Below are 12,380 nucleotides of genomic sequence, written 5' to 3'. Positions count from 1 at the left end.
ATGTTATGTTACTGTTCCATGCATGCCTAGGCTGACCGCTCACGTGAAGGAACCCTAATAGCCACCCGGCGAGGGTGGCCAAGTCCCCGATATGCCCTTTGGGCTCGGAGATCCGAGGCCGAAGGGCGCGACTTGCACGCCCCGTTCTGTCAACTGCAGCTACCGCCAGTCGCTCATTCGGTGAGTACATCCGCCGCACAGCGAGGCTCATTGCGGGCGCGACGAGTGAGCATGCCGCCTATGTGTCGACGCCATCCCCAAGGCCCCGCGCGTCGTTCAACCGCGCCAGAGACCAACGGCTAGCTAAGTAGTCGCATCAGGCGGCGCACTGGACAGTCTGCCTGTTTTTGTCGGCGCACCATGCCGGTCTGGCAAATGCGGGCGGACCCTATCGAAGGGTATGGCGTCGAATCGTTCGAACCCGGAACGCAACGGCTCGCCGACAATTTCGATCAGCGTAAGGATACCGAGCCTCATAAGTTGCCGGTGCTCCACCGTGAAGAGGTGATCAAACGCGGCGTAAGCGTGAGCGTCGCCGTCAAGTAACGCGTCGAAACTAAGAAGCTCAGCCGTCTGAAGGAGCTCCCTGGCAACCGTGCGATTGGCGCGAAGCGCTTCGACGAAGTCAACGTACCGAGGTATCCATGACGGCGGTTCGCTAACTAAATCCCTCAGTTTGGGGAGTTCAAACTTCTGCCTGGCCACACCAGTCGACTCATACGTGTCATGTAGTTTCTCGAGCGCGTGCCCCATAACCGCGTCCGCGTAACCCAGAACCTCGAGAAGCCGACCGTCGGTAGCACTGCCAATGGTGGACGTTCGCTCCAGGCGAGTTTCGAGCTCGGCGCGCGACGAGGAGTCAAGGGTGCGCGCGTCCGCAATTGCGGCACACAACAGCGAGATCAGTGAGTGACCTGCAAGTACGACGTCCGCAGGCCGAGGGAGTGACGGCACATCTTCCAACGCGGTACCGAGATCCGATAGAACGGCCAAAATCTGGGGTGAACTGGCAAACAGCGAATCCCCTCGTAGATAGGCGACCAGGTCGCTTGGCAGAGCGATTCCCCGCAATTGCTGATCCGTGAGTTTTTCTGCAGCCTGCGTTCTTGGATCCCCAATATGCGCGAACTTGTCCGGGATCCACGCGGCGGTCTTTTCTAATGACTCGATCTGTGGGACATCGAGGACTTCTATGGCTAGTCGCCTTGCCATCGCTCGGCCTCTAGCGGTCACCGTCTGCCGTACCAGAACCGCTCGCGGGCTTCGCACATAGTCCTTGAGCCCCGCGAGCCAGAAGAGCCGGTCGGGCTCTTTTGACTGCCCCTGGCCGGATTTGCACTCGATTATCGAGCGCGATACGCGGAGTCGAGAATCAATGTCCAACGTCAGAACGTCAAGGTCCGTGAGCACGTCCCGCCCGGGGCCGCCTCCCGCAGCTCTTACAGGCGTCCGCAGCCGTACGAGCGCACCTTCGGCGAATTCCAAGCGCCCAACCCGACGTTCGAGCGCCTCTCCTGCGTCCTCGATTTCCGCACTTCGAGGTGCAGCCTTGCGACCACCACGCGACGTTCGGCGATTTGCCTTTACTGTTGGCTGCACGAGCCGCTCTTTAGATTCCTCGTCCAGCTGGATAAGTGGGGGCTGCTCAGCGTCTTTGTTGCGCTCGTTCTTCTCAACCATTTGCGCCTCTCGATGACTGGCGGAGCGACGCGACAAGGCGCTTCATATCCTTATCGTGGGTCTCCGGTGCAATTGCAAGTTGAGCCCGTTCGCGCTCAACATGCCGATACGCCTTCTGAGCAAAAAGCCCACTTTCAGACGTCTTCGCGGTGCCCTGTGCACTGGGCCGAGATGAGAGTATTTTTAATGCCTCTTCAGCTACATCTGCTTGCCGCAGTTCCAAGCTATAGAAGTTCTTGCGCCCAGCGGGGATAACCTTCACAATGCCCGCTGTTTCAAGCATGGGATAGTCGGTTCCGATTGGTGAGGCATTACCTGCTTGTCCATTCTGGATCAGCCGCCGGACGAAGACGGTAGGATCCGTGAGCTTGAACCGTGGGTAGGTTGCCGCGTACACCATGGAGCCAACCAACTGGCGAACATGACCAGACGCATCGACCCCCGTTCCGCCAAACGTGTCGCGCTGCAAATGCGGGGAGAAAAGGAACTCCCTCTGGTTTCCGGCGCTTGTCGTTACGACAGACCTCTGCACAAGACCTTGGCTGACCGCGAAATCGACCCACTTTCGCTCGGTACTCTTGACCGCATCTTGCGGTAGGCCGGGCGACGCCGTCACCTCTTCGAGCAGCGCTCCGACCTCCTTCCGAATCCGTGCGTCCTCAACTCGCAGCGCGGCCGTAGTCGCCTCTTCGCCATTTAGCCAGATATTCGGGTTAAAGACGGCGCTCCGCCCGTCCTCTGCCTCGAGTTCGCGCACCAAGTTGATGCTCGCTAGGTGCCTAAGTGCATCTTCGGCGGCCTCTTGGCCAAAGTCACCCCCTGCTTCCAACGCGGCGTCTCGCTCGTGCGGATGCAGAGATGTGGCCTTGAGGATATCAAGGGCAGCATGTTCGACGTTCGTGGTATTGACGATTTCTAGGACCTTCGAGGTGGTCGCTAATAGTTGAGGCACGGGTGGGACAACATCCTCAACGGCATCCACGTCCCCGGCTGGGCTGCGGGTCAACGAAACCCAACCAAGAGTTTCCATGATGGGTAGCAGGACATTCTTTAGTTCATAGGCGCTCATCCCTGCGTCCACAGCGATGGCCTGCACCCGGCCTATCTTCGAGACTCCAGAGCCTCGAAGCCTGAAGGCCAACTCGTACAACTTGCCCGCGAATTGCAGCTGCCCTAGCGCCGAAGTGGCCGGCACAACTGCGTAAGCGGCAAGATGGCGATTCAGGCCTATGAGCAGTTCAGCGTCCTGCATTGATTCCCCCTTGAGTTCACGCCCGCCAGAACAATAGGACTCACCCTTCCATACCGCGCCCCTTGGGACCCTGAAATGAAGTAGCTGAACCTCCAATTGGGGGTTGGGCCTTTCCGGCTGGGGTGACGGGCGACTACACCACGCAGTCGCCGAAATTTGCTCCCCGAACCACTGTGGCCCTGGCCCGATGAAGGACCGTCCAAACCCAGTTGCCTCCGACACATTAAGACACCCTGATACCCGTGAACAACGGACGACTGACGGCTGCTGTTCGACATACGCGGGCGCCAACTGCCGGGACTGGTGAGTCGGGAGAGTTCAAAGCTGAACGAGCCCGCATTGCGGGCACTTCCAGACGGCTGTTCGCCCGGCGCTTACGGCTTCCATCCGAATGAGGCACCTTGGGCAGTTGGGTGTATCCAAATCGCTTCCCATGACGGGAGGATACCCATCGCTCCCCCTCCGCGACAGAGTGACGGGCCACCATGTATGGCGCTGACTATGAACAGTCTTCAGAGGTACCAATCGGCAAGCCGTCACATGACCATCACGATTTCCTCGATAGGCTCCGACCTGTGGCTACCCTTTCAATGCTTGAAATCCGAACTCGTGCCGCCGCGTTTGCGGCTGCATGGGCTCATGAGACCTACGAACGCGGCGAGAGCCAGACTTTCTGGGGCGAGTTTCTCCATATCTTCGGTATCGAACGAAAGCGCGTAGCGTCTTTCGAAGCACGCGCGAAGAGACTGTCTACGGGAAACCACGGCTTCATCGACATGTTGTGGCGGGGAATGCTACTTGTCGAGCAGAAGTCCGCAGGAAAGGATCTCGGCGCGGCCACGGAGCAAGCATTTGATTACCTCGACTCGCTCACGGACGCCGAGTTTCCTAAAGCGGTCGTGGTGTCGGACTTCGCGAACATTCAGTTGACGCTGTTCGAAGGAAAGAACGCTGGCGAGACTCAGATCATCCGAACCGCCGATCTAGCAAAAGAGATTGATCGCTTCGCCTTCCTTGCTGGGTACGTGCAGCGCGATTACACCCGCAAACAGGAGCAAGAGGTTAACGCACTCGCCGTCTCTCTAATCGGAGACCTGTATAAAGAAGTACTGCGAGATAATTACGCGGAACACGATGCCTCACTGTTCATAACACGTCTGCTTTTCCTGTTGTTCGGCGACGACACTGGACTATGGCAGCGAGGGCTGTTCTCGGACGTGGTCGAAAGCACCGGCGAGGATGGTGAGGCGCTCACCGGTATTCTCGGGTCGCTCTTCTACAATCTGGACCGCCCAAAAACTTCGAGATCCTCGAAACTCAACGAATTCGTTTCACAATTCCCACATGTCAACGGGCACCTCTTCGAAGAAAAGATCGAGATTCCGGCGTTTGATAGTGCCATGCGGGAGAAGTTAATTGCTTGCTGTGATTTCGACTGGGGATCGATCAGCCCGGCAATCTTCGGCTCCATGTTCCAAATCGTGAAGAACAAGCTTGATCGACGTGAGCATGGCGAGCATTACACAAGCGAAGAACGAATCTTAGCCACGATTCGCCCTCTATTCCTTGACGAATTGCGTTCTCAGTTCGAGAAAGCTGGCACCGACTTAGTCAAGTTGCAGGTGCTAAGAAAGCGCCTCAGCCAGTACCGGTTCCTCGACCCAACGTGTGGCTGCGGCAACTTCCTTGTAGTGAGCTATCGCGAACTTCGCCAGCTGGAACTGGAAATCCACATCCGCGAACGGGAAGCCCGTCACGGACTACAGATGCTGACCGACTTCGATGTGGCGGACACGTTGGCAGTTTCGCCAGAACAGTTCTTCGGCTTCGAACTCGAGGAGTACCCCGCGCGCCTCGCAGAGGTGGCTTTCTTCTTGGTGGACCATCAGGCGAACATGCGACTCAGTCAGGAATTCGGTCGCGCTCCTGACCGCCTTCCGATCACTGTCGCGGCAACCTTTGTCATTGGGAATTCTCTTCGAATGGATTGGAACGAGTACCTCCCTGATCCTGATGAGTACACGATCATTTTCGGGAACCCGCCATTTGTGGCGATGCATAAAATGACTTCTGGTCAGCAGGCAGACCGAACATACGCGTTTGACTTGATTCCAGAAAGTAAAGGTCAGCGGACCGGTCGTCTCGACTATGTCGCCTCCTGGTATGCGAAGGCGATCGAGTATGCGCGAGGATCTCGCGCTCGCGTCGCGTACGTTTCGACAAACTCACTTGTGCAGGGCGACAGCGCTCGCGCCCTAGACCCGATCCTTCGGGGCGCGAACTTCGAGATTTTTTTCGCGCACAGCACCTTCAAATGGAATAGCGAAGCGGCCGGAAAAGCGGCCGTATACTGCGTGATCGTCGGCTTTACCGGAGCGGGAACGATCAAGCATAGGCGCCTGTTCGAGTACGAGGACGTTCGAGGGCTACCGAGCGAGCGAGTGGCCAAAAGTATCAACTTCTATCTGCTCGACACAGAGTTGAGCGGCCCGGCCAAACGAACGAAGCCCCTGATCCCCAGTCTGCCCGCGATGGAAAAGGGCAGCCAGCCGACTGACGGCAGGAGGTTGATTATTGAACCGGCGGACCTCGCGGTCGTTATGGCGGACCCGATAGCCGCGAAGTACGTAAAGCCATTTGCGCAATCCGGGGCGGTGCTGGATGACGAGAAGCGATGGTGCCTCTGGATGGTGGACTCGACTCCGTCCGATCGCAAGAATTCGCCGGTGCTACGTGCACGTCTGCAAGCCGTAAGGGACAGGAGGCTCCTGTCCCCGACCCCTTCTGTGAAGCGTGACGCGGATACGCCGTGGCTCTTCACGCAGCGTCGTCAGCCGACCAGCGAGTGGCTGGGAATTCCACGTCACAGTTCTGAGAATCGCATCTGCATCCCGATGAAGTTATTCGGGTCGGAAGTCGTGGCCGGCGACGCGCTGAATTACATCGAGAACTGCCCCGCTTGGGTGTTCGTGTACTTGCAATCGGCTGCATTCACGGCGTGGGTCCGAACATTCTCGGGCGCGCTCGAGAGCCGCTTCCGTATATCACCCGACATGACGTACAACGTCTTTCCTTTTGTTGAACCAAGTGGAAAAAGTCTTGCTGCTTTCGAGAGAGCTGCTACCCGTCTCACCAACGCACGGGCGGAATTCCCGGGCGAAACCCTCGGCACTCTCTACGACGCACTCGCGATGCCCAAGAGTATTCGCGACGCGCACACCGAAATCGATCGGCTTGTCGACGGTGTGTATGGCCTGAAAACGCCGTCTCACATGGAGCGGGTGGTGGCGCTCCTGTCGCGCCACCATGCCTTAATCGCTGAGAACCAGTTGTCAATCGCAGTGCGCGCGTCGCAGCGCAAGGTTCGCGTGGCTTGAATGCGCCCGGAGTTCGCACACCGATGTGACGTTAGCTGTCCGCAAGGCCCACAAGAGGTCGCGACTGATCGCAGCTTGATCTTTCAGGGATGAATGCTCTGAGGCTCGGTCTTTGGCTCTCTCCTCGCCACCCTGTCGCGACGGAAAATGGGCTTTAGTTCCCGCTGGTCCGAGGCCCGGCGCAGGTTCCGAGCCGGGGCTACGCCGGCGGCCTGCCATGCCGACGTCCCACGCTGTACCAGCACCACCTGCACCACAGCGCGCTCCGTCTCATCGTGCAGCACCTGGATCCTCTCCACGAGCATCGTCAGCGCCGCGCGCGTCATCTCGGCATAAGGCCGGTGGATCGTCCTCAGATCGAACGCCTTCGACGCGCTCATGCCATGTCGCGCACGCCCATCACCTCCAGAACGGTGCTTGGACTTGCGCCGGTTCACCAAGACGCCGACTGGAGGGCACTTCGCGGCGCCCGAGGCGACGGACCTGGTCGAGGAGGACATTCGGGAGTTTGTGTCCCAGCACACTCTGGTGGAGAATCCATCGTCCTGACGAGAACCGGGCGACCTCCCGCCCGATACTGGTGCTGTCGCTCTTCCGGCCTGGCTGACAGGCTGAGGCGGGTGAGTATTTCGAACCCTGACCCCTCTACGGAGCAGCAGGTCGTCGACCAGCCCGATGCGATTCAACCAGTGAACACGCCGGCGGTGACCGTCCTCGTGCTCGGCATCATCACGGTGATCCTGGGGATGTGGATTCCACTCTCGCCACAGGGGTCGATCATGATCCCCGTGGCGTTCCTGCCCGCTTTGCTCGCCATCATTTTCGGTCACATGGGTACGCGGAAAGCAAGGCGACTCGGCGTCGGCGGAGGCGCTGCACGTATCGGACTGATCACTGGGTACCTCATCATCGCCGTGTCGATCGGCACCGTTCTCTGGTGGATCAATGCGCTTCAGAACATGTACAGGCCCGACGGGGCCATCGGCGCCTGAGGCCCAGTCCGTTAAGTTCCGCCTGCTCGAGGCCTGGCTGCCCCGTCTGAACATTAGATGAGGAAGGGCCTGCCGTTCGCTATGCTCGCTGCATGACCTGGCTTTCGAACCAACCCTGCCCGCCGGGCGGGAGTTGTACCGAAAGGACCCAACCATGGTCGAATACTTCTGGCCGTTGAATCACAAGCTGCCTGCTGGATACCAGCACGTCACCAAGGCTGATCTCATCGAGTTCATGGAGTCCGTCCACCCGGACACCCCGATCTGGATCGACAGCTACCGGCAGATCCTCCGGCACACCACGCAGCGCCCGCTTGGGATGACCGGGCTCGCCGAGGATGGCTTCCACATCGGATAAGTACGTTGTCCGGGTGCCAACGGCACCCGGACAACGCAACCTCAGTCCCGAGCGGCCACGCTCTCCCGCTCGCCGTCGCTCTTCGCACCGACCGCGGGAGCATCTCCGAAGTCACGCACCGGCAGCCGCTCCCCTCCCTTCAGAGCTGACTGGTGCGCCACGATTCCCGGCAGGGTGAAGCGCGCCGCAACCCAGGCGTTGACGGGTGGACGGGTGCCCTCCGTCGCCGCGGTGACGAAGTCATCGACGAGGAAGTGGTGGCTCCCCTCGTGGCCGTTGTGCGCACCGTGGAATTCGCTGGGCAACCGCCCGATGTCGTGCACGGACGAGTGGCCGGAGACAAACGCATCTTTCAACGCGGGCGCGACGTTCGCCAACGCCGGGTCGTCGGCATCCGCTGTCGCCTCAGTGGCCAGAAGAGCCGAGACATCCGTGACCCCTTCCTTGTCCTGCCACACCGACACGGTCGCGAGCTGCTCGAAGCTGCCCTCCGTGCCGAAGTACCGGAACCGGCTCTCCCTCAGGTGTGAGGGATACCCCACCCGGCGCATTTCATTGATGCGCATCGACCCGCCACCCGCGAGCTCAAACAGCGCGGTGGCATTCGAGAAGTCGTTGCCGAACATGCTCACCTCGGTGTCGAACACTCCGTCGCCGCGGTCATCACGAACACCGATGCAGCTCACACTGGTGGCGTAGGTGGGGATCGCGCCGAGCACTCCTCCGATGGAGTGCGTCGGGTAGAGCATCGGCGGGTATGACGCGGTCCGCTTCCATTCCGCTCCGCCGCTGTACTGGTAGGCCTCGTAGAACCCGAGGTCCATGTCGTGGACGTAGTCCCCCTCGGCATAGAACACGCGCCCGAACTTTCCTGCCGCGACCTGATTGCGGGCGTAGATCGTGGCCGGGTTGTAGTAGCTCGTCTCCCCCATCATGTAGGTGAGGCCGGTGGATTGCACGGCGTCGATGATCGCTTCGATGTCGGTCTCGGTTGTCGCCATCGGCACTGCCGAGTACACGTGCTTGCCCGCGGCGAGCGCCTGGAGCACGAGCGGTCCGTGCGTCCAGCGCTGGGTGAAGATGGCCACCGCATCAACCGTCGGGTCAGCGAGCATCGCCTCGAAGCTCTCCCGGGTACCATCGAGGCCGAGCCGCTCGTTGAGGTCGGCCGACCGTTCCGGGAGCACGTCGGTGATGACCACGCGGTCAACTCGCGGGTGCAGCTTGAACAGGGTCGCGAACTGGCCGGCGAACTGACCGGCGCCAACCATTCCGAGGGTGAATGTCATTATTTTTTACCTTTCGTGGTGCGGATGCTGCGATGTCGTGGATGTTGAGAAGTCACAGGGCGGATGCCGTAACGAACCGGCGATGGACGGGTCACTCCTGCAGGATCTTGTTGATCCTTTCGTTGACCTGTGTGAGTTCGGAGACGTCCGAGCTGCCGATATAGATGCCCTCCATCACGGGAAGCATGATCGACAGGATCTCGGCACCATTCGTGGTAACCGGGAACAGGACTGTGTAGTTGTCGTCAACGAGCTCAGTAAACGCAGAGACGTCGAAACCCCGCTCCGCGAACGCGTCGACCGCGGCTTCGGTTCCAGCCGGACGCGCCGGGAAGACGACACCCTCCTTGCCGACGATGACCTGACACGTGTCAGAGCCCAGGAAGGCCACGAACTTCGCAGCCTCTTCCGGATGGTCGGTCTGTGCGCTGATGGAGTCGCCGAGGCCGTTGTACATCGAAACAGGGTGGCCGATCGGGCCTGCCGGGAGTTTGGCAATTCCCAGGTCGATGCCCTCGAGGCGCCCGTAGGCGCTGATGTTCCACGACCCGTTCGGCGAGAGCGCTGCCTTACCCGATCCCAACTGCTCCACCGGGTCCGGTGCACTCCCGACGGTCTGGAACGAGGGCATGAACCCCTTGTCGACCAGGCCGAAGAGCCACGCCAGTGAGGCCTGGAAACGCGGGTCGTCGTAGTGGTATTCGTCGCCCCAGACATCCGCGTTGGTGTACTCCCAACCGGTCGCTGCGGCGAGCCACGCCCACTGGGTCTGCCCGCTGACGTCACCGGCCCCTCCCGACGCGAGGCCGTACACCTCGACGTTCGTCGGGTCGAAGCCCTCTTCATCTCCGCGAACACCGTTCGCGTCGACCGTAAGTCGAGCGATGACGTCTTCGAAGGTTCCGCCATCCTCCGGGTTCCACTGCAGGTCTTCGAGGTCGGCAGCCGACAGTCCCGCGTCGTCGAGCATGGCGTTGTCGTAGAAGAGTGCAACAGTGTCGAAGTCCTTCGGAACGCCGTACTGTTTTCCGTCCTGGCCGACCCAGAGATCGGCGAGGCCCTCCTGGAATTCGGCACCATCGAAGTCGCTCGTCGCCTCGAGATCGTCGAGCGGCAGCAGCACGCCACGGGTCACAAACTCGGGGTATTTGCTGAGGTGATCGGTGAAGACGTCCGGACCTGCCCCGGCCACGAGACCTGCCGTCAGTTTCTGCCAGTAGTCACCCCAGCCGTACTGGGTGATCCGCACCTGGATGTCCGGATTCTCCTCTTCGAACGCGGCCGCACACTTCTGGTAGGCCGGCAGCTGGAGTGCGTCCCACAGCCAATAGTCGATGGCGACACCGGTCGACACGCCCGGAGCGGCGCAACCGGCGGAGCCGAGAAGCCCGACAGAGAGCGTCGAGGCGGCAATGGTGCGCCACAACGTGCGTCGTCCGCTGGTACGGCGGGATTTCGTCTTGAGCCTGGTCATGATTCGCACCCTCACTTAATTCCGCTGAAGCCGATGGAGTTGACGATCTTCTTGGCGAAGCACGCGAAGAGGATGATCATCGGGAGGGCCGCGACGAGCGTCGCCGCCATCAGTCCTGCCCAGTCGGGTCCGCCCGACGGGCTCTGCGCCCTGAAGGCTCCAAGCGCGACGGTCAGCACCCTCGATTCGTCACTGTACGAAACCATCAGCGGCCAGAAGTAGTCGTTCCACGCGTTGATGTAGGTGAGGATCGAAATCGTCGCGATCGGGGCGACCGACATGGGCAAGACAACACCGAAGAACACCCGGATTTTGCTTGCACCGTCGACCAGTGCCGCTTCTTCCACCTCGAGGGGCACGTTGAGGAAGAACTGCCTCAGGAAGAAGATCGCGAACGGTGCGAGCAACAGCGATGGCAGCATGATGCCGAAGAGCGTATCGATGAGCCCGAGCTGCTTGATGAGAAGGAAGTTGGGCAGCAGCGTGAAGATCACCGGAACCATCAGTGACAGCAGAAAGACGCTGAAGACGAGGTTGCGGCCCCTCCACTTGAGCCGGGAGAAGGCGTAAGCGGCCATGGCCGAGAAGAACACCTGGCAGACAGTGACCACCGTCGCGACAATGACCGAGTTGAGGAGGTAGCGCCAGAAGTCCATCTGCGCGCCAGAACCGCCGTCGGCGATCGCTTCGTCGATGGGTTGCAGACCGAACACGCGCCGGAACCCGTTCCAGCTGAACTCGGCGGGCAACAGCGATGATGCGTTTGCCGCGAGCGCGCCGTTCGTCGAGAGCGCGGTTCGGAGCATCCAGTAGAACGGGAAGATTGTGATGGCCAGGAGGATCACCATCACAACCCAGGCGAAGACCCGTCCGATGCTGATGCGGCGTCGCTTTCGTGCCGGCGTCGGTGTGGATGCCGGTGCGGCCGTTGCGGATTCCGGCTCGTCGGCCACGGACAGGGCTGAGGGGAGTTGCGTCATTGTCTTTCTCCCTAGTTGAGGTCGGTCTGGCCGGCCCGCGTCACGCGGTACTGGACGAAGGTGACGATCATCAGGATCGCGAGCATCGCGACACTGAGAGCGGATGCGTATCCAAAGTCGAACTGCGCGAACGCGTTCTCGTAGATATAGACCTGAAGCACCCGGGTGGCGTTGACCGGGCCTCCACCGGTGGTCACCGAGATGGTGTCGAACACCTGGAATGATCCGATTACCGAGATGATGAGCACCAGCCCGAGGATCGGCCGCAGCAACGGCATCGTGATCGAGCGGAACATCCGTACTTCTGACGCCCCGTCGACGCGAGCTGCCTCATAGAAGTTGCCCGGGATGGCCTGGAGTCCCGCGAAGATCAGCAGCGCGGTGTAGCCCATGTGGCGCCAGACATTCACGAGTGCAACGGTGAAAATGGCCCAGGATTCTGAGGTGAAGAAGCCGATGCGGTCGAGCCCGATCCACTCGAGGATCTGGTTGCCGATTCCGAGCTGGAAGTCGAGGATCCACAAGAACAACAGGGCCGCAACGACGTTCGACACGAGGAAGGGAGTGAGGATCAACGATCGGAGCAGAACCGACTGGGTAAGCCTCTGCATCAGCAATGCGAGGACGAGCGCGACGATCGTCTGAATACCGATGTTGAGAACCACGTAGGTGAGCGTCACCTGGATGGCGTTCCAGAAAACCGGATCAGCAAACATCCGCACGTAGTTGGCGACGCCGATGAACTCCGCCGCCGACAACAGGTCCCAGGAGGTGAAGCTCAGCCAAATTCCGCGCACCAACGGCCAGAAGTAGAAGGCGACCAGACCGATCGCCGCGGGCAGGATAAACAGGAGCGCTAGCCGCGTGTCATCCTTCCGCCGTTTTGTCCGTCTCCCCCGGACCGCGCCCGGTGGTACCCCCACCGGTGTGGTTCTCGTGCTGGTTGCAGCTGTTGTCACCGTGACTCCCTTGTCAGTT

At 60.4% G+C, this 12,380-nt stretch carries 10 protein-coding genes; 3 read left to right on the top strand and 7 right to left on the bottom strand.

Annotated elements, in window-relative coordinates; translation table 11 throughout:
- Window positions 1–303 precede the first annotated feature (303 nt).
- Together AC1C2M_RS13400 and AC1C2M_RS13395 are read right to left on the bottom strand one after the other, a co-directional pair.
- Window positions 304–1,680 (bottom strand): hypothetical protein, encoded by a 1,377-nt coding sequence (locus AC1C2M_RS13400; RefSeq protein ID WP_495437031.1) that lies wholly within the window; start codon window positions 1,678–1,680, stop codon window positions 304–306.
- Window positions 1,673–2,932 (bottom strand): hypothetical protein, encoded by a 1,260-nt coding sequence (locus AC1C2M_RS13395; RefSeq protein WP_495437029.1) that lies wholly within the window; start codon window positions 2,930–2,932, stop codon window positions 1,673–1,675. Before AC1C2M_RS13395 ends, AC1C2M_RS13400 begins: the two co-directional genes overlap by 8 nt.
- 575 nt (window positions 2,933–3,507) lie before the next feature.
- Here AC1C2M_RS13395 and AC1C2M_RS13390 point away from each other — a divergent pair.
- The gene (locus AC1C2M_RS13390; RefSeq protein ID WP_495437027.1) at window positions 3,508–6,309 is read left to right on the top strand and encodes a DNA methyltransferase; all 2,802 of its coding nucleotides are present in this window, start codon (window positions 3,508–3,510) and stop codon (window positions 6,307–6,309) included.
- Between the two features lie 83 nt (window positions 6,310–6,392).
- On the opposite strand, the gene AC1C2M_RS13385 is transcribed toward AC1C2M_RS13390, so the two are convergent.
- Window positions 6,393–6,689, bottom strand: a complete 297-nt coding sequence (locus tag AC1C2M_RS13385) for a hypothetical protein (protein ID WP_495437026.1) — start codon at window positions 6,687–6,689, stop codon at window positions 6,393–6,395.
- A gap of 240 nt (window positions 6,690–6,929) precedes the next feature.
- On the opposite strand from AC1C2M_RS13385, the gene AC1C2M_RS13380 reads away from it, so the two are divergent.
- Window positions 6,930–7,301: a hypothetical protein gene (locus tag AC1C2M_RS13380; RefSeq protein WP_495437024.1), complete on the top strand. Its 372-nt coding sequence runs from the start codon at window positions 6,930–6,932 to the stop codon at window positions 7,299–7,301.
- A 154-nt stretch (window positions 7,302–7,455) separates the two neighbouring features.
- A complete protein-coding gene (locus AC1C2M_RS13375; protein WP_495437022.1) occupies window positions 7,456–7,659 on the top strand; it encodes a hypothetical protein in 204 nt (67 codons plus the stop codon).
- Window positions 7,660–7,700: 41 nt separating this feature from the next.
- Here the strand turns inward: AC1C2M_RS13375 and AC1C2M_RS13370 are convergent, their stop codons facing one another.
- From AC1C2M_RS13370 to AC1C2M_RS13355, 4 genes are all read right to left on the bottom strand, one after another.
- Entirely contained in the window at window positions 7,701–8,948 is a 1,248-nt protein-coding gene (locus tag AC1C2M_RS13370; protein WP_495437021.1) for a Gfo/Idh/MocA family protein, read from the bottom strand.
- A 91-nt stretch (window positions 8,949–9,039) separates the two neighbouring features.
- Window positions 9,040–10,422, bottom strand: a complete 1,383-nt coding sequence (locus AC1C2M_RS13365; protein ID WP_495437020.1) for an ABC transporter substrate-binding protein — start codon at window positions 10,420–10,422, stop codon at window positions 9,040–9,042.
- A gap of 11 nt (window positions 10,423–10,433) precedes the next feature.
- Window positions 10,434–11,402 carry a carbohydrate ABC transporter permease gene (locus AC1C2M_RS13360; RefSeq protein WP_495437018.1) on the bottom strand — a complete coding sequence of 323 codons (969 nt, stop codon included), beginning with the start codon at window positions 11,400–11,402 and terminating at the stop codon, window positions 10,434–10,436.
- A gap of 11 nt (window positions 11,403–11,413) precedes the next feature.
- Window positions 11,414–12,361: a carbohydrate ABC transporter permease gene (locus AC1C2M_RS13355; RefSeq protein ID WP_495437016.1), complete on the bottom strand. Its 948-nt coding sequence runs from the start codon at window positions 12,359–12,361 to the stop codon at window positions 11,414–11,416.
- Window positions 12,362–12,380: the final 19 nt, after the last annotated feature.

This window comes from Mycetocola sp. Y444 (genome assembly GCF_059445295.1).
The sequence above is the reverse complement of the archived record's forward strand: the minus strand, read 5'-3'. Positions and strand labels throughout refer to the sequence as shown.